This is a genomic window from Aquabacterium sp. A3, from assembly GCF_038069945.1.
Classification (GTDB): domain Bacteria; phylum Pseudomonadota; class Gammaproteobacteria; order Burkholderiales; family Burkholderiaceae_C; genus Aquabacterium.
Genome location: NZ_JBBPEV010000001.1, coordinates 38,839 through 64,509, shown reverse-complemented (window position 1 = coordinate 64,509; position 25,671 = coordinate 38,839). Strand labels below are relative to the sequence as shown.

The following is a 25,671-nucleotide window of genomic DNA, read 5'->3' as shown; positions in this document are numbered from 1 at the left end:
TTGGTGCCTGCTGGCTCAGAACCGCGTGGTGAGGTCAATCCAGCCCGAGGGCATCAGGGGAAGCAAGCGGGCCTCCAGCCACTTGTCACCCCCGGCCAGTATGGCCAGGCCCAGCAGCAGCACCAGCACACCGAACCCGCGCTTGACCCGATCCATGTGCGTCATCACCCATCCGCGCACGCGACCAAATCCAGCGCGTGAGGCATAGGCGGCCGCCACCAGCACGGTGGCCGCCCCCAGGCCGAAGGTGCCCAGCACCAGCGTGCCACGCAAGGCACCGCCCTCAGTGGCCACGATGGTCAGGGCGCTGGCCAGCATGGGGCCCGAGCAGGGGCTCCAGACCATGCCCAACAAACCGCCCACCGCAAACGCCCCACCCAAGGAGCCCGCGTTGAAGCGCGACGAAGCCTGATTGGCCCCTGAGGCCACCGGGGCCATGAGGTTGGTGAAGCGCTCGTTCAACCACGGCACCAGCATCACCACACCAAAGCAGATCAACAGCACCGCACCGGCCATGCGGATGTGATCCGGGTCCAGCCCCAGGGCGTCACCCGCCACGCCCACCAGCAGGCCCAGCAGCGCAAACGCCGTCACCATGCCCGCGCCCATGGCCACGGGTGCCAGGCGATTTTCTTGCACGGCCCCGCCCAGCACCAAGGGCAAAAGCGGGAACACACAGGGGTTGAGCGTGGTGAGGCTGCCGGCCACCCAGGCCAGGCCGATGTCGGTGACAGAGATCATGGGGCGTGATGTGCTGAGGGTGGCGCGGTGATCACAGGGCCTTGGCCAGGGCCTGGGCGATGGGCTCGGGCTGGGTTTGACCACCCAGGCGGGCCACCTCTTGATCGCCCTTGAAGACGATCAACACCGACTGCGAACGCACCTTGTACTGCCGTTTGAGATCTTTCTCTTTGTCGTAATCGGCCACCAGCACGGTCATGCCTTTGAGTTGGTCACGGGCCTTCAACTGCTCCAGCGACTGCGCCTGTTTGACGCACGTGGGACACCAGTCGGCATGGAAGTGCACTGCCACGGGCTTGCCCGCGTTTTGCAAGCCCGCGAGTGCCGTGGCGTTGTAAGGCTGAACCTCCAGCGCATGCGATGCAGCACCCAAGGTCAGGAAAGCGGTGGCCAGCAAGGCAGAGAACGTGCGACGGATCATGAGAGCGCTCCTTTGGCTGTGGACGAAAAAACAACTGATATCAACCCATACGCACGGCGGAGCACATTGGTTACAGCGACACGCATCTTTTTTTTCGCCGCTTGTGTAACCACCGTCTGCCGCCGTGCGAATCAACAGACATGGGCCGACGCAGGCGCTCGTCTTTTTCTCAACTGGAGTGATCCACCATGACCTACCTCACTGCTGTGCTGTCGTTGATCTTTGTGCTGTCCGGTGGCGCCAAGCTGGCTGGACTGGACTTCGAGATTCAGGCTTTTGAGCGCTGGGGCTATGCCCTGTGGTTCATGTATGCGACTGGTGCGGCCGAGGTGGCCGGTGGCCTGGCCCTGTGGTGGAAACGCTGGTCGGCGTGGGCCTCTGCCGGGCTGAGCATGGTCATGGTGGGTGCCGTGGGCACGCACCTCCTTCATGCCGAATGGGGCATGCTGGCCGTGGCCTCGACCATCCTTGGCTTGTCGGTGTGGCGCACCTGGCATGGGTTTTCCACCCTCGGCGCCGGCCAGGTTCCAGTCATGACGGCCAAGGCGTGAGCGCGTGGGGTCGATCGATGGGAGAGGCGATTTCAGGCATGATGCTCGGCACATTCAGCTTCGCATCCTCGCCACAGGCGCCTGGCTTGGCGCTGATGCCCCCGAGCTCTGCGCACTCCGTCTGCGTCACGCCGATCACGCCCCACATGCCCGTCAATGCCGCTCATGGCGACCTTGAACAAACCCTCAAGCCCCTCTGGCTGCGCGCCCAAGATGGTGATGAGGCCGCTTACCGGCAGAGTCTGTCCCTGCTGGCCGGCAGGCTGCGCGCCTACCTGAGACGGCGCCTGTCGGCACAACCCGACGAAGTGGAAGACCTGGTGCAAGAAACCCTGCTGGCCTTGCACCTGCAACGGGGCACCTACGACCCCAGCCTGCCTGTCAGCGCGTGGGCGGTGGCGATCGCACGCCACAAACTGGTGGATGCATGGCGCCGTCGTGGTCGTCGTGATGCCTGGCACGATGCCATTGAGGACGTGGACGAGGCCCTGCTGGCGTGCGAGCCCGACGACGGCGGTGCCCGCCGCGATCTGGCCGTGCTGCTGAACGACCTGCCCGAGGCTCAACGTCAGGCGATTGTGCTGACCAAGCTGGAAGGTTTGTCGGTGGCTGAAGCGGCAGCCAGCACAGGCGCTTCTGAATCAGCCATCAAGGTACAGGTGCACCGTGGGTTGAAGCGCCTGGCCGAACTGGTGCGTCGCCACGCTGGAGGTACCGCATGAAAACCGACACCCTGATCGATTTGCTGGCCCATGAAGCAGGCCCGGCACCGCAAGGCCTGGTGACCAAGCGGCTGTCCCTGGTGGCACTGCTGGGTTTGCCTGCCAGTGCTGTCGCGGCCATCACCTTGTTCGGCCTGCTGCCACCGGCGATGTTCGCCACTGGCGTGCCCTGGATGAAAATCGCCTACGCGATGGCGGTGGGTCTGTCTGCCGCCTGGCTGACCGCGCGCCTGGCCAAACCGGGGGCGCCGTTTGTGTGGGCACAACGCCTGACCCAGTCGGTGCTGGCCGTGATGCTGGCGCTGGGCGTGGCATCCATCTTGAACACGCCGCCAGAGACTCGCTGGGATGATGTTCTGAGTACGTCGTGGTGGCTTTGCCCTGTCAGGGTGCTTGCGCTGTCCTTGCCCGCCCTGGCGGCTGCCATCTGGGCCTTGCGCGGGCTGGCCCCAACAAGGCCGCTGCTGGCAGGCATGGCCGCTGGCTGGATGGCCGGCGCCGTGGGGGCTCTGGGCTACGCCCTGTCCTGCCCAGAATCTTCGTTGCCCTTCGTGGCGCTGTGGTACACCCTGGGCATGGCCTTGTCTTCGGCCGTGGGCGCCTGGTTGGGCGCCCGGTGCTTGCGCTGGTGACCCCAGCGAACGAGCCCCAACCCCTCTGCCAGCATGGAGCGCCACCTGAGCCATGATGCGCACCCAAGAGCCTGATCTTCTCAACACTCGACAGCGGGTCGCCCTGGGCCTCATTGGCCTGCTCGTTTTTCAGTTTGCGCTCGTGGCCGCCGCCAATGGGGTGCTGTACTTGCCAGGTAAAAACGGCGGGATCCTCTTGTCAGGGATTCCCACTGGGCTGGTCGTGCTGTCGTGTCTGGCCCTGTCAACGGCGTTGATGCTGCGCCTCTTCAGCCATCATGACCGACCGTGGCTCGCCCGCCATCAGCCTCGCGTCATCAGTGTGCTGGCGTGGAGTTCTGCAGGTCTGTTCGTCATGGCCCTGGTGATGGCCCTGATGATGGCGGTGTTGCCCATCTCGGCATCACCAGCCATCCCGTGGAGGCTGGACTGGTTTGACCTCACACCGCAGACGGTTGCGGGATGGATGGCCCACGTTCCTCAGGAAGTCAAGCCGTCGACCGGCAGTTTCCTGGTCGGGTTCGGCTTCCTGATGCTGGCGGCGTTGTGGACCCTGCTGCATCCCACGCCCCACACATCAAGGGTCACCGGTCTGCTGTGTGGCGTCAGTCTGGTGCTGCTGGGCAGCGCGTGGCTGCTTCACCTGCTGTTTCAGATCGCCTCGGGGCAATTTAAGCCGCTGTTCAGCGCACTGCCGGTGACCTGGTCTGTGGAGGCCCCCGCCCACTTTCAGGCCGTCGTGGCGACCCTGTTGACCCTGGCCTTGCTCACTTTGCTGATGGGCGCGCTGATGCTCATCCTGGCATGCATCCCCAGCAGGGATCGCGATCGTTCCTCGCCACCAAACCCACGACGAACAAGCCAACGGCCGCACAGGGGACGCCGTCGCAGCGCGCGCCGACACCGCTCACCCGCTCGGTAAATCAAAGCCCCTGCAGGGGCTTCGACAAATCACTCCCACTCGATCATTTCCGGCACCTTGAGAGCCGCATGAACACTAGGTTTTTGGAGTTCCAAGATTTCTTTCTACCGTCATTTTTACCGACGCTAAAAGGCGGTGATTGCAACGATGGTTGCCGGTCAACCGACAGCCATAACGCGCTTTCTAGTGTACACGGCGAGCCTGAAAATGTGGGTTGAACTGCACTCACGGTTTGAGGCGTCAAGCACCAAGCCTGGTCCTGGAAGCGATCGTGGCGTCCTCTTTGCGGGACACCAAAAAGTTTAGCTCTGTGGAGCATCCTCTGCGGCACCGTCGCATGGTCGATCGTCAAACCACCACCTATCGATGGCATCCCGATCCTCCAGGTGAGAAACCCAGCGGTCGTCGAACAGCACATCGACACTTAAGACCGGCTGCGCGTCGTAGGCGACCTCGTGGTCGAAGAAACGCCCTTGCAGCGCGTCGCAGTGGATACACCCGTTGGAAAGGCAGGTCCGCCCTTCCGTTCGACTGAATCGCGGCTTGATCGCACCGATGCCGTGGCGTGCAAGGGTTTCGACCGGCAGCGTTGCCATCAACAGGTCGGCTCCCCTACGCTCGTCGTCGAAGTCGTAGATATTCGCGGTTACGTCTGCGGCACCCTGAAGCACCCGACTGGCTGCGAAGCATAGGTCGATAACGAGGCCCGTCGTCTTCTTGCAGCGCCAGCACTCGGTGTATGCAACGCAAACGTCCAACGGCAAGGTGCACCCAACCTGTGGTGCAAAGCGCAACTTCCCCGCCAATGCACCTTCGACAAAGCTGCCCAGATCGACGTGCTGCTGCCAGTAGTTCGGGCCTTCGCTGTTCTTGCTGCTCGCGAAAACTGGATGGTAGCAAGGCCCCGGCAAGGACACAAAGCACGTGTTGGTATCAACATCATGGCTAAGCCTGAATGCCGGAGTAGCCTTTTCGACTGGAATGCTCTGCTGCCGCATGAACCAGAGTGTGCGGATTCCCGCAGCCTGAGACATGGCCTGGTAGTGAGCCACTTCATCCAACGGCAAGCGCCCCCATTGGACCTTGAACGCCACCGGCTTCCCTCCCTCGCGGTCTGCCTGCACGTCGAGCGTCCACCCGCCTTCTTCAACCAGTGCTCTAGGCATTTCGAGCGAAGCATTCCATCCCGCGCGTCGCACCGCTTTGGCGATTGCCTCTCTTGCAATCATGGCCTCTGCCGTGTCTGTAACGGCCGTGCAACGCCCCTTCTTGGCATGGGCGAAGTACTGGGTACCGAGCTTCGTTTGCCGAAGCACCACGTCAGCGCCGCAGCATGTCATCTTCAACGCACGATCTTTTCGGTTTCGCGCCCGCAGATTTTCCCAGCCCTCATTATCGAAATCGATGGAGAGCAGTTCTTGATCATTTGAAGTGCATTTGAGTGACATACGAAATGGTGCGTTTTTCTCTGCTGGTCATTCGATCCCGCCAGTAGTCAACAGTCCTGGCACGATAGTTTTGAGGTTGGAAACTAGCTGCCCACGAACCTGTTCAACCGGCATCTTCCAAATGCCGCACAACGTCTGAACTGCATGGACTGTTTCCCATGGGAACCACGGCGTTCCATCCGCCTTGGTTGCAAATGGTCCGTCCGTCTCCAGCAACACGTTGGCAGCAGGCATTTCTGCCACGAGCTGCCGACCTTTCTCACTCGCAACCATCGAGGGCCCGACACTGAACCAGGCACCCTGATCAACCGCGCGACGTAGCTGTTTCTTCGTGCCAGAAAACCAATGAAGCACAGGCGTGCCAGCTTTCGGATGTGCCTCTAGAGCATCCAGAACTTGGTCCGCCGCACCACGAGAGTGCAGACTCATGACTCGCCCGCCGACACGCTCGCATTCCGCAAGGACCACATCCAATATCCTTCGCTGCAGTGCCAGCGAATGCTTGAAGCGTGGCGATCCATCCAGACCGATCTCGCCGATGAACTCGGCTTGCGCTACGAGACTGACCAAGAGATCCATCTCCGCCGCCTTCGCAACGGCTATCTCTGGATGAAGTCCAAGGGCCACCTTGATGTTGGAATACCCCGCAAATACTCGCGATGTGGCCAACCAAGCTCTGGGACTTGTGGAAACAACCAGCGTAAAGATGTTCTGCTTCGCAACTTGTGGGAGCAGGCTCAGGGCATTCGGATACAGATCCAGGTGACTGTGGAAATCGATCAAATGATGCCCTCGTGCTCGAGAAATGCACCCAACTCGCCGATGCCAGCCTCTACCACCCGCTGGAACGAAGCGCGCTCATCTGGTGTCGCAAAGGTCAATGCTCCGGCAGCCATGGGACCAACGCCGTCTGACAGATAACGGAGATAAGCGATCGCTGCAGCATGGGTGTCATTTGCGTTACCTGAAGGCGCGGTTGCCTTGAGATTTCCATAGCGATAACTTGGCGTTGGATCTTGGGTGTCGGCCCTGAAGAAGGCTGCCCGTCTGACCAAGCATGGAAGACATCTTCCGCAATGCTCGTTCAATCGGCCGTATTTACCGCAACTCGTCGTCCGCGGCATCAAATGGTTCATCAAAGGCAAATCTTGGCATCCCATGAGAACCTCTCCCTTGGTCAGATACTTGTAAGGCGAGTGAAATGACGCCCCAATGCCCAGCGCATCCCAGAGATCTTGCAAGTGATGCAGAAACACGGGGTGGGTGGTTTTCGTGCTGAGTGAACCCATGCGGCCCGGGTTCAACGGAATGTTGAGGCTGATAAATCCGTTCTCCGGAACGTAAACATAAAGGGGATCGATGTCTGGCAACGCAGATGCTGCCAAGGCAGCAAAGCCGTAGAACACAATCGAGCGAGCGCGAGTAGATAGTTCGTGATCCACCGTCGAACGGACGTTGCTATTCCACAGCAGGTGCCGGTCAGCGCCCCCCAAACGGCGAGCAAAATGGTGCTGATCCTCCCGGTTGCCCTTCACAAGCTGAGAGACAAACAATGGCTTCTTGCCAAGTACCGTGAGGTCGATTGCACCGACCAGGCTGTCCATTCCGCCTGACAAGAGGCACACGCAGTCAGCGTCGAAGCGCGCCGGAGCCGTGGAGAGTGCCCGCGGCCGCCCCCCTTCAAGAAAGGTCAGATGCCAAAAGTCCCCGGTTAGAAAGCGAAGCATCTCTTCAATGTCTCGCTTGCGTGCGCTGAAGGGCTCAGGATTCTGTAAGGCCACTTCCATTTCAATCACGCGTGTCCATCCGTCTGCGCTGTTAGACCGCTGAACAGCCAAGTCTGACGCCCCGACAGCCAGGGCGAAAGTTGCGAAATCCCACGCCGGCAGGCTTGGGTAAATGCCTTTGAGTTCGAGGTCGTCGAGCAGACCGGTGCCTACGGAGCCCACGTCTTGGCGCTGCGACGCGGTGTACATCGAGTAGTACACCGTACCGCGCTCCAAATCACGTGGCAACATCTGCTGGGGGAGACAGATGACTCGGCTCATATCGAATCCTCGAACACCATGAAGGTTGTCTGTACCGCCTCACGCAACACTGTTTCCAGCTGCTGGCGCGTCGGGTTCGGCGTCGCGTCCCGGATAGTCTCCAACTGTGCGGCCACGGAGTTCTTTAAGAAGCTTCGCATTTCATTGGTCCGCTGGACGATGGTCGAGGGAGAAAACCTCGCGCTCTCGAACAGTTGACCGATGTCTGCGTACATGCGGTTGCAGGCTTCATGCCCCAAATACAGTTGCATGAGGGTCCAGATCTGAGGGTCTTGCAACGCAAGCAGATCAACATCCGGGTCGAGAACCGTGAGTTCGGAAAGGGCCTGTGCCATTGAATCCTTCGCTGACTCCTCATCGACGCTGCCACCCTCCGGAATGATCTGAGCAACGATTGCATCGATAACGGTCTGTGCCGAGGGGCTGGTCGCGCGCAGGGTATCCATCCACTCGTTGATCCGGGGATCCGATCGCTCCCGTGCCGCCTGCAGGAACGAGCCTAGGCCGGCCCCCGCTTTTGTCGAAGTGCGCATACGCGCGGCAACGTTGCGCGCACCACCCATACCGGTCCGCGAGTATTGGCCGGCCGCGCGCCCTAGCGCTTGGGTGTCGCCACTGCGGGCGAAGGCTCCTAAACTGGCACGCGCACCTTTGAATCGACTTGCAGGGGCCACGCCCTCCGCAGCAGGTTGAGGCGACGCAGTCGCATCGCCACCTCCCGATCGAGCCTCCGCATCCACTTCGCCAGCTCCACCGACAGGAATGTCATTCAGCCATGGAGGGTCGAAAGAAACGTTGCCGCCTGGGCCAGCGCTTGACGCGGAAGTTCCCATTACGATTTCCCCCTCTTCGCGGAGATCGCTCGCTTGACTGGAGTCGGGGTATCAGCATCAACCTCCCAACGCTGCAACTCACTTGTGGCCCATGTCTCGTTCTGCAGAAGCGGTACAAGCGCGATGGGCCGACGGGTAGAAGGTATTTCACCCAACAAGAGAGCAAGTTGAGGTCCTAGCGCGGGGAAGGCCTTCGTAATGTTCAGGCAGCGTGCGACGGAGTCGGCAGTGAACTGCTCGGTTCGTGCCTTGCGACCCAAACGCATCAGCACGCGCTCGGCCTCGCTTTCGCCCAGGGCTTTGATCTGGTCGACCAGAGTTGGAATCACGGAGGTCGCCCCAAGAAGTGCATCGAGCATCTTCTGCGCTTCCTGGCTGAGTTCGTCGTACGCTGCGATCGCAAGCTTCCGATCACGACTTAAGTGCATGAGCGGACGCAGATCGACATCACCCAGTTGCGGTGCGAGCTTCACCCACTGCTCGTAAAAGGGCTGAGGCCAGGCCGTGGGCGCGACCCATGCGTCTCCCTTCTGCGCCGCAGCTTCCAAGTCAGCGATGAACTGCACCTTGCCGTCATCGCTCGCTGCCACAGCCTTGGCCAAGTGCTCAAAACCAACCGCGTTGGCGCACCTCTCAAACAGCTGAAGCTTCACCAGCTCGGGAAAGCCGATGCTCATACCTTGGGACTTAGCGATTGCCTCGCGAAGCACCAAGTTGTTGAGGAAGCGCTTGATCAACCGAGGGTTTCCGGCAATCTGCTCGGCGCTCGCAAGAATATGCGCGAGCTGGTCCGCTAAGTCGATTTCCTTCGCGACCTTGTCGACCTCGGCACCAAAGGCAGCGCGGATGTCTTTCGCGGACAATCCTGACCATCCTTTTTTTGCGAGTTCGAGGACCTTTCGCTGTGCCTCGTTCATGGTTTTTTCAGTGATCTGTTTGCGCCGACGAGCCAGATCGGTCAACAGCAGGACCAAGTACGCCTTGACCTCCGTGGTGCCTAAGCGCGGCACCTGCAGCGGAACTTGAATCAGCTTATCGAAATAGCTGGTGACAAGCTCATTGCTGATCTCAGCGTCCTTGAAGTGCGCGCGCACGGCGCTGCGGATCATTCCCTCATCAGCGGCAATGATGAAAGCCGTGCGCTCGACATGAAGAAGCAATCGCATCGCCTCCAGTGTGTCGATCGCGGTGTCTGGCAAGCAACGGTCCAAGTCATCGACAAGCACCACCAGGGTAACGTCCAGTTCTTTCAGCAGTTCAGTGAAGGCACCGCGAAGGGCCTCAATCTCCTGGGGCAAAGAGCGCTCGCTCTTCTCCTTGAGCAGACCGGCGAATTCGGGCTGCAGCTCACCATAGGCGGCCTTGACCTTCTCAATGTCCGCCGGAACAACCGAACCCGCCTGCACCATCCCGCTGACAGCACCTACAAGGGCTCCAAGTGGGCCGCCGAGAGTTCCACCGATCAGTGCTTGGACGCCAATGGGTGCAAGCATCCGGCCTACGCGCAAAAGCTTGATCCGTTTGACGAATCCCCAGGCTTTGTCGACGGCGGTTTTACGCGACTCAGCAACAGCGACCAGCTTGTCGGCCACAGCATCCAAAAGCGCCTGTCGAGCATCGTCGTATCCTTGGTAGAGCCAGGCATTGAATTCCAGGAAGATGTATTTCTCATCACCGGCGCTGGCCTTCAACTCGGCACCGATCATCTTCACCAATGACGATTTTCCGGCTCCCCAGTTTCCGGAAACACCGATGGTCAACGGTTCACCGCCAGCGTCCTGGATCAGTTGCGCGGCCGCTTTCGCCACATGTGAAAAATTGAGCAAGTCAATTTTGGCTTCGACATCGTTCCACATCCTAGATGGCTCCCTCATTCGTGCTTGGAATGCAAATATAGGCGAAGAAGATATTCGTGGCTGTTCGGCATTGAATGCCGGCATAACGACTTACGCATCGGCCCACCAAGACTTGTCGCTGCGTTCCGTAGTAATCGAGTTCCATCAGACGCCAGACCGGCTTATCCAAGATCACATTGAATACCCTGTCATTGCTCATGATGGCACCGCTGCGGGCGTAGTCACCGGCACTTTCGATCTTGCCCTTTTCAGTCGCGCCGCATCGAATTACGGGAGCAAACCACTCACTCGCTGGCCGATGGGCCAAACAGATCGTTGGTGATCATTGAGCCGCTGGACTCGGCCACCAATTCCCGATGACTTGAACCGCTGGGCACCAGGTGCCCACATTGGGCGAGCAATCCATCATAAGCAAGCACCCGCAGTCGATTGATCCTCTTCGTGCCCTTGGGGAACTGGATCAGATCGTCGTACAGCCTGGGGTGATCGGCACGCGCCAATTCAAACACCAGTCGGATCGGCTCCCCACTGACCTTGGCGTTGGCGCTCATTGCTTGCTCCCCGACGGCGTCGCACCTTCAGTCCGTGGCGCGGCCATCACCGTCCGCGCATAGTTCTGCCCTGCCAGTTGAAAGCCCCGCACATTGGCGAACATAGGTTCCTTGACCTCATGGATCTTGTGATTCGGGAACGCCGCCTTCACCGCCTTCTTGAACAGGAAGGCACCGCCGCCGACCAGGATGATGTTCTGCAAGCTGTGTGGCGATTCGATGTACTGCTTCATTGCCGACACGGCCTGCTGCGCCACCGCCTCAGCCATGGGCATGAATCTGGTGATGTCGTAGGACTTCTGGAAAATCACTGGCTGCTTGCCCGTTCGCAAGGCCAGGTCGATGGCGTCGAGGTCGCGATAGGGGCTGCCGATGTCCTTGGTGATCTCGGCGGCGATCAGGCGCAGCACATCCGACATGCCACGGTTGAACGAATGGCTTTGCTTTTGCACCTGCCTCATGCCCCTGGCCACCAACCAGTCGAAAGTTCTTGAGCCAGGGTCGATGATCAAGCTTTGCTCATTGCCGATGGTGGCCATCTTCTTGTGCACCGATGCGTAATGCGCCAATGCTCCCTGAGGCTGCGCCACAGCGAGTGCCTTGACGACAGTCACCGTCTTGCCACTCCCAACGTCATGCGTTCCCGTCATCGCCTTCTCCAGCGCCGCCTTCTTGAGGTGCAGCAGGGCCACAGGCAGGCCCACCACCAGGAGGTCGATGCGACTTTGCTTCATGAGATGCAGGGCGCCTCGAAGCAAGGCCATGTACTCGGGCGTGTCGGTGTACTCGTCGTGCAATTGGGTTGCACGCACGGAATCGGCCACCAGGTGGACATCGGGACCTACCTCGTAGAACAAGTGTCCGATGGGGATAGACACGGTTTTGCGCCGCTCGGATGCCGACCAGGCCTGAGTCTCGCTGGCGCTCGGGTAGGCAATGGAAGGAAAGCTGGCGCAGCGGATCTCGGTGCCCTCCGTGCCAACGACGTATTTGGTGTTGCCTGATCCGACATCCACCGCTCTGACGATCAAATCCATGATGAGCCTCCAAGGCGTGGGTTCATGAGCGATCAGCATCAGCAAGCTGACACGATCCCGCCACGGCAAACCCCGACTCAGAACACCCGATTTCGGCATCGGTGCAGATTCACTGTCAGCCCGCATGCGCCGCAATGACATTGGCCTGTTGCCAAACCTTCGGGCTCTGGGTTCTGGGGTCGCGTGTGTCACCACGTTCTCATTCGAATGACACTCGTCAACCCCTCTCGCCACGCCCGAGGCAGGCGCCGTCGATGTCCATCTCAGCCCATCGAGAACCTGTGTTGGGAACCAGAGGCAGGATTTTTTGATGTCAAGCCCACGGGCTGTCTGGCGCTTGAGCCCTATCAGTAAATAAGCACGACTCAAGGGCATGTTGCGCGCCCCTAGTTCGCCACGCTCAAACGCCCGGCTATGTGGGCCATTGCGGCTGTGGTCCTTGACCTAAGGGCCCCCGGCGATTCCACTACAGATTCCCGAGAGCCGTCCTGGCTCTGCTCCCGATGGAGCAAAAGGCGTCGCAGTCGTTACCTGCCCTCCAAGCTCCGGTCCTTGAACCGGAATTCGCCATCGCCCCTGAGGTGCTGGCCCTGAGGTCTTCTTCGCAGTGCATGCACCGATGGCCCTGCCAACTCCCTGAGTTGGGCGTTCCTGAAACGCGCCACGGTCTTCGAGCACGCAGTCGGCACCCGATGCTGAACCGCTGTTCCCGCCATCCCTTGAGCCTGCGCCTCGGCGCACCGCACGGTTGTGTTTGCCTCTTTAGGCTCCCCGTGCGACCTCGCTCATGAACTCGGCACCGCCCTGGATTTTCGGTCAGGGGTGGACCCATGCGAGTGGATGGCGCTCCGAATCCAGAACTGATCCACCACAGACGCGTGAGGCCAGACCTCCGCGCCGATGCCGTCCATGCCCCAGAGGCAAACCGGCATCACCAACCCCACGGCTGCAGAAATGCACGACTGGGACGGATCACCCGTTTCGTTTTTAAGAAAGACCGAGTTGGCCGGTGTCGATGCATCAACGCAGGCACACCGACCGACAAACCTTTGGGTAGGCGCCGCACCTGTCGTGGTCGCGTGCGGCGCTGAATGCTTGACCACGACCCGATGGGGCGACGGAATCCGCGCCATCGGCGATCTCCATGGGATTCCACCTTCACTCACGACCAACCCGCTGTTCGGGCGGCGGGCCCTTGACCATGGGCACACATCATGTCTGACTCATCCATCACTCGATCCACAAGGCCCAGATCATCACGGAGCCGGGTTCAGGAAGCATCCAGCCCTGGACGCTCAAGCCAGCACCAGCCCGCACGCCGTCAAAGCTGGGCGGGCAAGTCACCCCAGGACATCCTTGCCCACTACCCCACGGGCAAGACGCCACCGCTCAAGGTGCTGGAAGTGTTGATCGAACTGTTCAACGCCCTGCACACCTCGATGGCCAAGACAGTCTCACACAAGACACGGCAAGAGCGCGCCCAGTTCCTGCGCCGATTCTTTCGGGACTTGAAGACAAAGGCCGGGTTCAAGACGGTGCCTGACCCGCGCAACCTGGGGCAAAAGCACATCCGGGCCATGGTGCAGGTCTGGCAGCAGGAGCACCTGGCCCCGGCGACGATCCAGACCTACCTGAGCTTTCTGCGAGGCCTGGCCATGTGGATGGGCAAGCATGGCTTCGTGCGATCACCGGACCACTACGGCCTGAGCGTTGACGAATACCAGCGCCATGAGTACGCCAGCCGGGACAAAGGTTGGTCGGCAAATGGGGTGGACATCGACGCCTTGATCACCCAGGTCTGTGACCACGACCGCTTTGTGGGGGCTTCGTTGCGATTGATCCGCGCCATGGGCCTGCGCCGCAAGGAATCGGTGCTGTTTCGGCCGTTTGAGAGCGTCGTGCCCTTCGAGTCCACGGGCCTGCCGCCCGAGGACAAGTTGGCTGATCGGTACGCCAGGATCAAGGGCAAGGGAGGCCGGGTGCGCCACATCCCGCTGGACAGCCCTGCGCGGCTTGCCGCCGTAGCATTCGCGCAGGGCGTGGTCAGCAGCCAGGATGCCCACATGGGCAACCCCGCCCATGACCTGCGCAAGAACCTCAGGCACTTTGACTACGTGTTGACCAAGTTCGGCATCACCGTGCGCGAACGCGGGGTGACCGCCCACGGCCTGCGCCATGAGGTGTTGATCGGTCACTATGAGGCCCTTGTAGGAACCCCACCCCCGGTGCGTGGCGGGCAGATGGTGCCACCGGAACTTGACCGTCAGGCCAGGCAATCCGTGTCCAGATTGGCCGGGCATGCGCGCATACGCGCTTCGGGGGCCTACCTTGGTGCGGTGCGAGTGCAGCGCCATCCTGGATCACGTGATGCGGATGGCATGGACGACGCGCCGCCAGAGCGGGCGTGACCAACGCCAACGGCGCAGTGCCCTTGCCTGCGCCGGGTTGGTCGGAAAAGCTCTGTGAGCCTCAGGCCGCTGACTCCGCGAGTTCATCGACCTCAGAATGGGAATCGTCCAGGGTGGCAGCCCCGCCTTCGCCTATCGTCGCAACCGAGGCAGCTTGACCCCGCAGGCATGGAGGCAACCAACCGGAGCCCGCCAAGGCCAACTCAGCGGCCACCACGGCGGCATCCTTCTTCATACCTGCCAGCGGCGCTGCCGCGTTGATGTCCACCGCCTCGGTGACCACGTCCACCACGCGGCTCTTGGACACATGGTTCAGGTAGGAAGGGCCATTGGCTGTCCACCAGCGGCGCATGTCCAGACCCAAGGCCTCTGCCAACACATCGGTGCGTTGGGTGGGTGACTCCACGCCCTGAATGCCGGTGACCGAGCACGCCACCACCACGGTCAGCAGTTGGAGCACCGTGGCTTGATCTTGTGCCAGCAGCCAAGGGAACACGGCATCCAAGTCTTGCGGCAACTTCTGCGCCCAGGCGCTGCGCTCAGCCTCCATGCGCAACCATGCCGGGCAGGCCTCGATGTCATCGGCAGCGGATTGCAGCGCAGACTGGCTGTCCGTGACCGAGACATCCAGCACCTGTGGCTGCTGGTGGTAGCGGTAGTCGCGGCTCAGGAACAGCTTCTGGGCCAACTGAGCCGTGAGCGCGACCAAGGCCACATCAGGCCGTGCAATCAACTCGGCCTGCACGGCGGCGACCCGATGTGCCGTCAGGCGGCGCATCAGCTTGTCGGAGTAAACCGGGCGAACCTTGGCCGGTGGGCCGGACAGCATGTCCCCTTGTGCACCGCCCTCACCTGCCTGCCCAGCGCCCTGCGTCAGGACATGGGCCACGGCACTGCGGTCCTCCGGGCGGATCAGGCCACATTTCACCGTGGCCGCGCCGTTGTGCCCCACGTGGACCACGCACCCGGCCTGTGCCATCAGGTCAGCGGGCCACACGCTCAGTTCGTCGTTGAGGGCCTTGAGCCGCAGTTGCAAGGCTGCTTGCTCGCTTTCAAGCTCCTGGTATGCCGCGCCGTCACCCTGGTCCGCGTCATCGCCGTCCATGTCGTCCAGCACCTCCATGCGTTGTTGCACTGCCTGCATCGCAGCTTCCAGGTCCGCCAGCGCAGTGGCCTCTTGCTCTGTGGGTTCGCGCCGTACTTTGCGCAACTCGGTGTGGCCGGTGTACTCGTCACGGTCATAGCGCACCCGCACGTCCACCCACTTCCAGCCCTCGGCACGCACCTGCTTGGCCTTCTTGTTGAGTTTCTCCACGGCCAGACGTTCCAGCAACGGCGCATCCAACAGGTAAGCTTTCTTGTCATCGTCGCTGAACAGGTCACGGCGTGTGACCCCTCCTGCCTTCTCGTAGGTCTTGAGCGTCACGTACTTCGCCACCGGGTCACGGTCGGACTCGATGTCGCCCTGCGTCAGCAATTGCCGCAAGTAGTCGGGGCGGCGGTTCCATTGCGGCAAGCCAGCCCAGGCCTGTTCCTGCTTTTCGTGGTCATCGACCGAGGCCAGCACCATCAGGCATTCCAGGCTGATGTCATCCACCCGGAACTCGTCCATCAGCTTGGGCGACACGCTTGCCAGCTTCATGCGGCGCTTGACCACCAGGGGGGTGACCCCAAAGGCCGCAGCCACCGTCTCGACGGACTTGCCTTCGCCCAACAGGCGCGAGAAGGCCAGGTACTCGTCGGCGGCATGCATGGGCACATGGAAGATGTTCTCGGACAGGCTGGCCATCAGCGCCTTGTCGGCAGGCACGATGAGGATGGGCACGGGGTAGTTGTCAGGGATGTCGCCGTTGCTCATCAGCAAATTCAGCGACTCCAGGCGACGGCCACCGGCGCACACTTCAAACAGGCCACGCAGGCCCTTGATGACGATCAGGTTCTGCAACACGCCGCAGTCCAGGATGGACGCAGCCAACTCGGCGATGCTCATCTTGCTGGTGCTGCCGCCTGGGCGCACCTGATGGTCTGCCGACAGCACCAGCTTGTTCAAGGGCGCGGTGGTACGGGGGGATGCTGCAATCACGGCATCGATCTCTGCCTTGGTGAATTTCATGGGGGGCTCCTGCACGGTTGAGGGACATGCCTTGTGCGTGTCCATGCATTCAGAATCTCATCCGGCCCGCTGAAATCAAGGTCGTGAACTTGCCCCTCTACGGGCCCCACCAAGCACCGCCCCCAAACAATCAAGCCCCCTCCCCCCATCGATCCACAAGGGACTTAGGGCCGCAGCCCTGGCTTGAAGCGCTGTACCATTTCCACTGTTTCGGTCTGGTTGCCACGCGCGCAGATCGCCCACCCTTGATCGGTCAGGACACGCTGTAAGTACGCGCCGATATTCACCGACGAGGTCCTTCGTTGAACGCATCGGCTACCGCTCCGCTTTCTGTCCTGCGCTTCTGGCGTGACCTGGAAGTCTTCAACATCCCGACCGCACCATCGGCCAAGGACAGCAGCGACCAGGTCAAGATCGTCACGCTCAGACGCGGCGATGTCCTGCCTTGGCAACACCCTCACTTCCAGCCAACACCGGAGCATGGCTACGTCCATGTCGTCTATGTGGGCGTGGCCGACACGGAGGACCTCTCCCGGTTGATGCTTCAATCGGTGTTCCCAGAGGAAGACCTCAGTGAGCGCGAACGCCAGCGCGCAACCGGAAACGGCTGGCTTGCTGCCTTCGTCGCCAACGAAGATGGCCACCCCAAGCTCGACAGCTACCTGCCTGCCAGCTTTGCACACGGGGTCGATGCGCTGTGGCATTCCGAGCCGCTGGAGAACGTCAACACCCGACTGGCACGTGCCACGGATGAATTCGGTCAACGACGCCACCACCTGCGGCCTATCGCCACCGACGCGCAGCAAACACCGCCCACTGGCCAGCCCGACACCCCAACAGCGCCAAGCCCCTTGACCTGGAGCGATCTGGACGAAGAGTTGCGCACCGTGTGCAAGCTGCTGGGCCCAGGGGCCGATGCGGCAGGCCTGGACTGGCGTGTGGTGGTTCGGGTGTCACGGGTCAAGCGCCGCTTCCTCGATGACAGCCTCAACGCCGCCATCGACTACCTGAACTCCTTCTACCTGGATGACCTCAACCGCCTGATCACACAGGCGGGCAAGAACAAGCCCTTTGGCAAAGCCCTGAGCACCTTTCTGGGCGCGCCCATTGCCCCCGAGCAGCGCATCGACATCCTGAACGACCACGCGGCCATGGGTGAACTGGTGAGCGTGGCCCGCCTGCCCAGCGCACGTTGGCCAGCTTCACCAGAGGCCCCACTGGTGCTGGCTCAGCAAGCTGCGGTGGCCCAGGTGCTCAGCACCTTGGGGCGCGATGGCGGCACGCTGGGCATCAATGGCCCACCGGGCACGGGCAAGACCACCTTGCTGTGCGATGTGATCGCCGAGGTGGTCACCGAGCGTGCGCGCAAGATCGCCGCGCTCAGCCGCCCCATCGAGCTGTTCGAAGACAGCGTGAGCGTGGCGGGCAAAAACTTCTTCCCGCTCAAGGCCAAGGTGGTGGGCGGCTCGTCCATCGTTGTGACCAGCACCAACAACAACGCGGTAAAGAACATCACGCAGGAGCTGCCCGCGCGCGCGAAGGTGCACAGCGAGTTTGCCTCGGCCACCTACTTCGACGAGGTGATCCGCGAGGTGTTCGCGGCCCAGAAGGTGGTGGACGACGACAAGCAACCCATCGACTGCTGGGGCCTGGTGGCCGCCGCGTTGGGCAATGCCGGCAACCGCCGCTCTTTCGCCCGGGGGTTTTTTCGGGACGAACCACGTCAGGCGTCCAACACCGAAACGCCGTCGCCCGGCAACGCTCAAGAAGGCGATGCCCAACGTGCGACCGATCAAGCCACTACGCCTGCGCCCGCCGATCCGTTGCCACCGTCGATCAAAAAACTGCTGGAAGCCGCCAGCAACGACTACAGCCGCTACCAGGGCGAATGGCATGCGGCAAAGAAGTCCTTCCTGGCGCTGCTGGCTGACTTCGATGCCCGCCGTGGCGTCTTGCTTCAGGCCGAAAAGGCGGCTCAGCGGATCGATGCCTGCCAGCAGCGGGTCAATGCCCAGCGTGATGCCGCGCAGGCCCAGGCCCAAGTGATCGACCAAGCCAGCCGCCACCTCGCGCAGCTTCAGGACAACAAGGCCATCCAGCATGCCCTGGTCGATTCCCGCCGGGCCACGCTCGACCAGGCGCGTTCGCAATGCCTGCCCAACCTATGGGACAAACTGTGCGCTTGGTTTGGGCAGGACACCGAACGCATGAAGGCGCTGCGCGCCACGCTGGTCGAGCCCACGCGGGCCTTGGCGCAAGCCGCCGAAGCGCTGGCCCAACTGGCGCAGGATGGCGCCATGGCCGAAGCACGGCTGGAGCAACAGCGCGAGGTGCATCGTGCCCAGGTCCTGACACTGCAGGGTTCCGAGCGCGAATTGCAAGGCCACCAACGTGCGCTGAAAGCCGGACACGACGCCGGTGCACGGCACTTCCCCGATGCCAGTTTCTGGCAACTGCCCGCCGATCAGCGCCATCGCGCGTCGGTGGCGGTCAGCCCCGCGCTGGACGCACTGCGGGCCCGCATCTTCCTGCAAGCCATGGAGCTGCACCGACTGACGGTGTTGGCCAACGCAGGCAAGTTCATTGGCAATCTGCGCGCCGTCAACGGCATGCTCACCGGTTCGCTGAAAGACAAGCTGCCCCTGGAGCAGCGCCCTCTGTTGTGGGACGCCTTCTTCTTCATCGTGCCGGTGGTTTCGACCACCCTCGCCTCCTTCGATCGCCTGTTCGCTGGCATGGGCCAGGACAGCCTGGGTTGGTTGCTGATCGATGAGGCAGGGCAAGCCACCCCGCAATCAGCAGCCGGTGCCATCTGGCGCAGTCAGCGGGCGGTGCTTGTGGGCGACCCCTTGCAGATCGAACCCGTGTTCACCGTGCCCTTGATGCTGGTCGAAGAGTTCCGCCGCCGCCACGCCGTGGACCCCATGTGGTCACCCAATGACGAATCGGTTCAGACCCTGGCCGACCGTGTCACCCGTCATGGCTCCTGGGTCGCATCCCAAGTCACCAGCGGCGCCGTCGATGCGGAGAAGGCTCAGCCCATCTGGACGGGCATGCCCTTGCGCACGCACCGCCGCTGCGACGATCCCATGTTCAACGTGGCCAACCGCATTGCCTACGCCGAACAGATGGTGCATGGCCGTGTGGACGATCTGGGCCAGCCTGAAAAAACGAAGTTCACCTGCGTTCTCGGTGACAGCGCCTGGCTGGACGTGCGCGCCACCCGCGCCAGCCATCCTGTCATCGAAGACGAACTCCATGTCCTGGTGAACTGCCTGCGCCAACTTCAACAGCAACCGGCGTTCACACCTGCCAGGAAGGCCGGAGGCAAGGACAAGGCCGCCAAGGTGTACGTGATCTCGCCGTTTCGCAAGGTCAAGAACGCCTGCATCAAGCGGATCAAGGATGCAGGGTTGGGCCAGATCGAGTGCGGAACCGTGCACACCTTCCAGGGCAAGGAAGCAGAAATCGTGTTCCTGGTGCTGGGCACGGCCCCAGGGCAGGCCGGCTCAGGCGCGCGTGCCTGGGCTTCGGGCAAGCCCAATCTGCTGAATGTGGCCATCACGCGCGCCAAGCATCGCCTGTATGTGATCGGAGACGTCGAGCAATGGAGCGGGCTGAATCATTTCAGCGAGTTGAACCAATCCCTACCCATGATCAAAACGATGCCCATGGATAAGACGGCCCAGGTCGCCCCAATGCACTGAACTGCCGGGCCAAGAGTTATCCACAAAAACTGGGGATAACTTTGAATGGCCATCAGTTCAACGTCTAAGGTATGCCAGAGCGCTCTCGGGGTGCCTGTTTTTTGGTCAACGCGGTGGGCTGTATGGCCCGCGAACCGAATGCACGAGTGGATGCTGCCTGGTGGGAACGCGAACCCCACATACGACGATCGTCACAAGGACAAACCATCCGACCGGTGACGGCATTTGCCCGGCACGCCTCAGGCAGCACCGCCAAGTCTAACAACAGGCCTAGGCCAACGCACTACACGGACAACTGGGCCACGTTCGTCGCAGAACGCAAGTCAATGAATTCGCTGTCCATGCGCCAATTGCCAAAATTGTTCAGGGCCGCAGCAACTTTCTCAAAACGAGCGGCAAACTCCTTCGCGTCGGCCACGCCGAGTGCCTTCAGGAGCCCCGCCTTGATGGCACCACCACCGGCCTTCACAAACAGTGGCAAGCGGTTGCCATCCAGATACAGGAGCGTGCGCGGGAACCAGAAGTCCCTTGTCTGGCCCTCGGGTTGCTGAACCACTGAGCGCAGGCTTAGGAACGCGTCGGCCTGCATCATCTCGTTGAACGTCGTACCACTCGTGCTGACCCGATCGTGGATCATGTCAGTCTGAATAGAGATGCGGCGCAGGCCCAGGCGCTTGTTGCGCCTCTCGTCCAATGAGCGCAGATAAGGCTCGAACTCCAGGAAGCTGCGATCACGCTGGTCACCATTGCGGTGAAAAACGAACACCTCGCTGCACACCTGATCCAAGGTTTGCCAGGCTTGCTCTCGGAGCAAGGCCGCAACGGTCAACAACATGAACTCCCACCCCAAGAAGCGGTACACATCGAACCACTCCTCACGGTACGAAGTCATGCCCTCAGGCGGCGTGCGCAGGCCCAAGATGTGCTCCAACAACTCAAGAACCCGCCGACAAGCCCTCGGTGCGTCTTGGGCAAAAGCCGCCTTCATGGAAACGTACTGATCGAACTGATCCCGCAAGGGCTTCGCGCGGCCAATCGCTGCCACGATTTCGTCGTCATAGTCAGCGATCTCTTTGGGCACCAGGAGCTTGCCAAGTTCAACCTGGAAGCGCTTGAGGTAAGCGGCCTCCAGGCCATCTGCCGTCGCCTTGCCTTCCTCCGTGGCGCTGCGAAGGGCCTGAAACTCCCGCACCGGAATCGCCGTGGCGAGTGCGTCATCCAGGAACTCAGGCGCAGCCCCCAACTCTGGCCGTTTGTACTTGGGCCGGTCGTAAATGGCGCGCAAGAGCTGATCGAACCCGTCGCCGTACACATCGTCGTTCGACAGATCGATGTAGATCCTCGACTTCATGAATGTGGGCAACACGGCCTGCCGGCTGGCGTCGTACTCCACCACGATGGGGATGAACTTCTCTTGGTTGACTTGCCCGTAGATCTCCGCCGAGATGATCTCGGTCTCGGTGCCCACCCCGCCTTTGCGCGCATCGGCCTTGGCCTTGTAGTGCGAGTCACAGATCACCAGAACCTTTGAAATCTCGGGGTCAGTGACCATGCTCTCCATGAAGGCGAACTTGTCCTGCCCTTCCTTCAGATCCCATTTGTCGAGGCGCACCATTACGCCGTTGGCCATCAATTTAGAAGCCAGTGATTCGACAAAATCTTCATGCGCGGGGGAAGACCAGCTGTACGACACAAAAACGACTGGGCGTTGAGTTGAGGTAGCCAACAAGAACTCCAAGATGACATCGACACCAGAACACTGGCAAATACTTGCGCTGCGCGCCTAGGCCAGGTTTTGGCCTATCGCGCCCAGCCTAGATCACGAAGCACGAACCCCAGCGCCTCGATGGCAAAGGCACCATCAGCGTCCGTGACGTCACGGGTGCCCAGACGCAGCTGCTCATTGGACTTGCCCCTGGGGTGGAGCTTGCAGACCACATCTGCTGCCGCACGAAACAGCTTCGATTCCGATGGCAGCTTCGCAATCAGCGCGCCGAGGTCTTTTTCAATGACTTTCGCATCCTCACCGGCATCCAGATGAAGGTGTGCGGACAAGATCACACCCATCGCATCGCGGCAGAGATCAACCACCGTGATGCCGCTGGACCGGTGAGCCCCGTCCACCACCTTGATGACGGCGGCACTGACGCGCTCTCTCGCTGCCGACGGAATGGCATCCAGAACCAGATCCGGCAAGAAACCAAGGTTCGAGCGCGCACGCATCGTGACCAAGTCTTCGTTATTGCCAGCACGCTCCACCGACACGATGTTCCAGACGGTGACGGCCGAGCCGGCCCCCAGCACCACCAGCGTGCGGGGCGAGGTCACCAAGCGTTGGCTCACATTGCCCATCGGGCAGAATGAAATCAAGGATTTTTTGAACCGACCATCTGGCTCCTGACGACCAATGTCTTCAGCAACAACAGGATGTTTGTGAACGCGCCAGTCGTCAGGCTGAGAACGCCCTGCCACCTCATAGAACCTACCCCGCCGAATCCGGCTGACAGGGTCAAAATAGTCCTCACGGAACACACATGGCGCATCACGCAAGGCACCACTGGCTGGTACACGGCGCCAGTCCGCTTCGGCCTGAACAAACGTGGCGACAGACACCACAGGTGCAGGCGAGACGCCATGCCCGTAGTTGGAAAGGCCTTCATACATCAGCCAGGTGTTGGGATCAAAAGCAATCATGTGATGACAAGGCCGCTTAGGCAGAAGGCCGGTCCATCCAGCCTCCACTGGAAATCAACCGGGAGATGCTGGCGTCAAATGCGCGCTTGAAATCCGGGTCAGAGGCGTACTGTTTGTACAAGTCCAGTTCCCGCCTGCGCTCCATGCTGATGGCCTGCTGGATGATCTTCTCCAGGGCCAACTGCCTGTTCTGTGCATCGGGGTTGTCTTCAACCTGGGCACGGTAATCAACGTGCGCCACAACGTGCTTGGCGATGTTGATGAACTTCACCCGCTGCTCTTCAGGCGTTGCTTCCCAGCCTGCAAAGTGGCGCTCGTTGAAGGTGCGCACAATGTCTTCCAACGGATCCTTATCGCCCTCCCCCATGTGCGCACCGCGCAGATTGGGGTTGGCTGGCTCTTGTTCAGCCTCGGATTCATCCAGGCCGATCTTGACCTCCAGACGCGAGCGCTCCAGGCCGTAGGTCGACAGGTCCACGCTGTTGAGCAGCTCGTCCAGCTTGTCCTGATCTGGGTCTTTGACCTTCAGCTTGGGGATGAGGAACTTCAAGAACCAGTGCAGCATCTCCCAGTTCACGTTGTTGAACGGCAAGATGGCCGCCACCTGGGCATAGATCTTGACGAACTGCTTGGCCTTGATCTTGAAGTCGATGCGCTTTTCATCGTCAAGATCGGCATCAAACCGTGCCACCACTGCGTCGATGATCGGCGCCAGTTCCTCTGCCTGTGCGCTGGCGAAGAACTTCTCGTTGAAGCTCTTCACCTCGCTCCAATCGAAGATGCCAAAGGCATCCAGCGCATCCTTCAGGTCATGCAGCACGTTCACGTCGGTGGGCTCGCTCAGCGACGTGGCGGTGTAGAACGGATCGAAGGCGGCCTTGATGTCGTCCACTGAGTTATAGAAGTCCAGCACAAAGGTGTCGCGCTTGTCGAGCTTCCAGTTGCAGCGGTTAAGGCGAGACAGCGCCTGTACCGCCAGCACGCCCTGCAGCTTCTTGTCCACGTACATGGTGTGCAGCATGGGCTCGTCAAAGCCGGTCAGGTACTTGTTGGCCACCACCAGGATCTTGAAGTCATCCTTCTCGAACTCGTCGGGCAGGTCGCGCACGGCGATGCCGTTGATGCTGTCTTCGGTGTACTTGACGCCGTCCACCGTCTTCTCGCCAGAGAACGCCACCAGCGCCTTGAACGGCGCGTTGGCTTCCTGCAAGGCGGTGCGGATGGCGAAGAAGTAGCGAATGGCACACTCGATGTTGCGGGTGACCACCATGGCTTTGGCCTTGCCCTTGAGCTTCTTGGCCTGCCACACGCTGCTCATGAAGTGATCGACCATGATGCGGGCCTTCACTTCGATGGTCTTGGGGCTGGCTTCAACAAATGCCTTGAGCTTCTTGTGGGCCTTGGCGGTATCGAACAGCGGATTGCCTTCGACTGACTTCTGCACCTCGTAGTAGCTCTTGTACGTGGTGTACTTCTCCAGCACATCGAGGATGAATTTCTCCTCGATGGCCTGCTTCATTGAATACAGGTGGAAGGGGTAAAACTTGCCGTCAGCGCCTTGGCGGCCAAACTTTTCCAGCGTCGCAGGCTTGGGCGTGGCCGTGAACGCAAAGTAACTGGCGTTCTTGCTCATCTTGCGGCCCGCCATGGCAGCCAGGATCTTGTCCTGAACGTCCTCGGGCGCCTCGGCGTCTTCGCCGCCAATGGCCTCGTTCAGGCTGTCGGCGCTCGTGCCGGATTGTGATGAGTGGGCCTCGTCAATGATCACCGCAAAGCGGCGGTCCGTCAGGGCGTCCATGCCTTCAACGATGCGCGGGAACTTCTGCACCGTGGTGATGATGACCTTCTTGCCCGCCTCCAGGTTGTACTGCAGCTCCTGCCCGCTCTCGCAGTGGGCCACGATGTTCTTGGTCTCGGAGAACAGCTTGATGTTGTCCTTCAACTGGGTGTCGAGCACGCGACGGTCTGTCACCACGACCACAGAATCAAACACGTTGGCCGTGCCAGCCTGGTTGTACAACTCCACCAACTGATAAGCCAGCCAGGTGATGGAGTTGGACTTGCCCGAGCCCGCCGAGTGCTGGATCAGGTAGCTCAGGCCCACGCCGTTCTGCTGGGCGTCGGCCAAGATGCGGCGCACCACGTCCAGCTGCTGGTAACGGGGGAAGTACAGCGCCTTGCGCTCCTTGCCGGTCTTCTTGTCCTTCTCAACCGTGAACTTGGCAAACTGCTCGATGATGTTGCTCAGGCTGCGGCGCGCCAGGATCTCTTCCCACAGGTAGGCTGTTTTGTAGCCGTTCGGGTTGACCGGGTTGCCCTTGCCGTGGTCCACACCCTTGTTGAATGGCAGGAAGTTGCTGTCCTTGCCAGCCAGGCGGGTGCACATGTAGACCTCGTCCGGGTCTGCGGCCAGATGCACCAGGCAACGTCCGAACTCGAAGATCGGCTCATTGGGATCGCGCAGGTTGTACTGCTTGTAGATGGCGTTCCAGACCGTTTGCCCGGTCCAGGGGTTCTTGAGCTCAATGGTGGCGATGGCCAGGCCATTGACGAACAGCACCATGTCGATGGACTTGAGGCTGTCGGTCTCGCTGTAGTGCACCTGCCGGGTGACGCTGAACACATTGGCCTCGTAGCGGGCCAGCACCTCGGGGTTGAGCTGGTTGTAGGGCTGGCGGTAGAGCAGATCGAAGTGGGCGTCATCCACATCGAGCCCCTTCTTGAGCACGGCCAGCACGCTGTCTTTCTTGATCTTCTTGCTGAGCCGCTCCAGCACCAGACGCTGCCAGTTGGGGCGGTCCTTGAGCTTGGCCACCTCTTGGGGTTGGGTGGATTCCAGAAAATCCCAGAAGAGCTTGCGATCGACCGCGAAGGTCCGGTCAAAGTCAGCAGGGTTGCCAACGCGATAGCCGTCCTTGACCAAGGCAGTTTCGATGTGCGTTTCAAGCGCGGCTTCGTTGGTTTGACTGACCATATTGCATCCCTTT

19 protein-coding genes are annotated in these 25,671 nt (G+C 61.0%); 6 read left to right on the top strand and 13 right to left on the bottom strand.

Annotation, left to right across the window (positions count from 1 at the left end; all coding sequences use genetic code 11):
- Positions 1 to 15: 15 nt before the first annotated feature.
- Positions 16 to 741 carry a cytochrome c biogenesis CcdA family protein gene (locus WNB94_RS00270; RefSeq protein ID WP_341387577.1) on the bottom strand — a complete coding sequence of 242 codons (726 nt, stop codon included), beginning with the start codon at positions 739 to 741 and terminating at the stop codon, positions 16 to 18.
- A 31-nt stretch (positions 742 to 772) separates the two neighbouring features.
- The gene (locus tag WNB94_RS00265; RefSeq protein ID WP_341387576.1) at positions 773 to 1,162 is read right to left on the bottom strand and encodes a thioredoxin family protein; all 390 of its coding nucleotides are present in this window, start codon (positions 1,160 to 1,162) and stop codon (positions 773 to 775) included.
- 188 nt (positions 1,163 to 1,350) lie between these two features.
- Here WNB94_RS00265 and WNB94_RS00260 point away from each other — a divergent pair, with 188 nt between their 5' ends.
- The 4 genes from WNB94_RS00260 to WNB94_RS00245 all read left to right on the top strand — a co-directional run bounded on the left by WNB94_RS00260 (position 1,351) and on the right by WNB94_RS00245 (position 3,989).
- On the top strand, positions 1,351 to 1,713 hold the full coding sequence (locus WNB94_RS00260; protein WP_341387575.1) for a DoxX family protein: 363 nt from the start codon (positions 1,351 to 1,353) through the stop codon (positions 1,711 to 1,713).
- A gap of 95 nt (positions 1,714 to 1,808) precedes the next feature.
- Complete coding sequence (locus WNB94_RS00255; protein ID WP_341387574.1) at positions 1,809 to 2,435, top strand: sigma-70 family RNA polymerase sigma factor; 627 nt, start codon at positions 1,809 to 1,811, stop codon at positions 2,433 to 2,435.
- A complete protein-coding gene (locus WNB94_RS00250; RefSeq protein WP_341387573.1) occupies positions 2,432 to 3,067 on the top strand; it encodes a DUF1109 domain-containing protein in 636 nt (211 codons plus the stop codon). Before WNB94_RS00255 ends, WNB94_RS00250 begins: the two co-directional genes overlap by 4 nt.
- A gap of 52 nt (positions 3,068 to 3,119) precedes the next feature.
- Positions 3,120 to 3,989, top strand: a complete 870-nt coding sequence (locus WNB94_RS00245; protein ID WP_341387571.1) for a hypothetical protein — start codon at positions 3,120 to 3,122, stop codon at positions 3,987 to 3,989.
- Positions 3,990 to 4,291: 302 nt separating this feature from the next.
- Here WNB94_RS00245 and WNB94_RS00240 read toward each other — a convergent pair whose 3' ends face one another.
- From WNB94_RS00240 to WNB94_RS00210, 7 genes are all read right to left on the bottom strand, one after another.
- The gene (locus tag WNB94_RS00240) at positions 4,292 to 5,437 is read right to left on the bottom strand and encodes a competence protein CoiA family protein (protein WP_290871137.1); all 1,146 of its coding nucleotides are present in this window, start codon (positions 5,435 to 5,437) and stop codon (positions 4,292 to 4,294) included.
- A 27-nt stretch (positions 5,438 to 5,464) separates the two neighbouring features.
- Positions 5,465 to 6,220, bottom strand: a complete 756-nt coding sequence (gene qatD, locus WNB94_RS00235; protein WP_290871138.1) for a Qat anti-phage system TatD family nuclease QatD — start codon at positions 6,218 to 6,220, stop codon at positions 5,465 to 5,467.
- Entirely contained in the window at positions 6,217 to 7,485 is a 1,269-nt protein-coding gene (gene qatC / locus WNB94_RS00230) for a Qat anti-phage system QueC-like protein QatC (protein WP_290871139.1), read from the bottom strand. Before qatC ends, qatD begins: the two co-directional genes overlap by 4 nt.
- Positions 7,482 to 8,048, bottom strand: coding sequence for a Qat anti-phage system associated protein QatB (gene qatB / locus WNB94_RS00225; RefSeq protein WP_341387568.1), 567 nt, complete (start codon positions 8,046 to 8,048; stop codon positions 7,482 to 7,484). The genes qatC and qatB overlap by 4 nt, the downstream gene beginning before the upstream one ends.
- A gap of 269 nt (positions 8,049 to 8,317) precedes the next feature.
- A complete protein-coding gene (locus WNB94_RS00220; RefSeq protein ID WP_290871141.1) occupies positions 8,318 to 10,174 on the bottom strand; it encodes a KAP family P-loop NTPase fold protein in 1,857 nt (618 codons plus the stop codon).
- A gap of 284 nt (positions 10,175 to 10,458) precedes the next feature.
- Positions 10,459 to 10,725 (bottom strand): hypothetical protein, encoded by a 267-nt coding sequence (locus WNB94_RS00215; RefSeq protein WP_290871142.1) that lies wholly within the window; start codon positions 10,723 to 10,725, stop codon positions 10,459 to 10,461.
- Positions 10,722 to 11,762 carry a PRTRC system protein D gene (locus tag WNB94_RS00210; protein WP_290871143.1) on the bottom strand — a complete coding sequence of 347 codons (1,041 nt, stop codon included), beginning with the start codon at positions 11,760 to 11,762 and terminating at the stop codon, positions 10,722 to 10,724. Before WNB94_RS00210 ends, WNB94_RS00215 begins: the two co-directional genes overlap by 4 nt.
- A gap of 1,214 nt (positions 11,763 to 12,976) precedes the next feature.
- Between WNB94_RS00210 and WNB94_RS00205 the strand changes: the two genes are divergently transcribed.
- Positions 12,977 to 14,170: a phage integrase N-terminal domain-containing protein gene (locus WNB94_RS00205; RefSeq protein ID WP_341387566.1), complete on the top strand. Its 1,194-nt coding sequence runs from the start codon at positions 12,977 to 12,979 to the stop codon at positions 14,168 to 14,170.
- A 61-nt stretch (positions 14,171 to 14,231) separates the two neighbouring features.
- On the opposite strand, the gene WNB94_RS00200 is transcribed toward WNB94_RS00205, so the two are convergent.
- Positions 14,232 to 16,283: a ParB/RepB/Spo0J family partition protein gene (locus tag WNB94_RS00200; RefSeq protein ID WP_290871145.1), complete on the bottom strand. Its 2,052-nt coding sequence runs from the start codon at positions 16,281 to 16,283 to the stop codon at positions 14,232 to 14,234.
- A 302-nt stretch (positions 16,284 to 16,585) separates the two neighbouring features.
- Between WNB94_RS00200 and WNB94_RS00195 the strand changes: the two genes are divergently transcribed.
- The gene (locus WNB94_RS00195; RefSeq protein ID WP_341387562.1) at positions 16,586 to 19,990 is read left to right on the top strand and encodes a DEAD/DEAH box helicase; all 3,405 of its coding nucleotides are present in this window, start codon (positions 16,586 to 16,588) and stop codon (positions 19,988 to 19,990) included.
- A 283-nt stretch (positions 19,991 to 20,273) separates the two neighbouring features.
- On the opposite strand, the gene WNB94_RS00190 is transcribed toward WNB94_RS00195, so the two are convergent.
- The 3 genes from WNB94_RS00190 to WNB94_RS00180 form a co-directional block, all read right to left on the bottom strand.
- Positions 20,274 to 21,683 carry a toll/interleukin-1 receptor domain-containing protein gene (locus tag WNB94_RS00190; protein ID WP_341387561.1) on the bottom strand — a complete coding sequence of 470 codons (1,410 nt, stop codon included), beginning with the start codon at positions 21,681 to 21,683 and terminating at the stop codon, positions 20,274 to 20,276.
- A 107-nt stretch (positions 21,684 to 21,790) separates the two neighbouring features.
- Positions 21,791 to 22,684, bottom strand: coding sequence for a hypothetical protein (locus tag WNB94_RS00185; protein ID WP_341387559.1), 894 nt, complete (start codon positions 22,682 to 22,684; stop codon positions 21,791 to 21,793).
- Positions 22,685 to 22,700: 16 nt separating this feature from the next.
- A complete protein-coding gene (locus WNB94_RS00180) occupies positions 22,701 to 25,658 on the bottom strand; it encodes a type I restriction endonuclease subunit R (RefSeq protein ID WP_341387557.1) in 2,958 nt (985 codons plus the stop codon).
- Positions 25,659 to 25,671 lie beyond the last annotated feature (13 nt).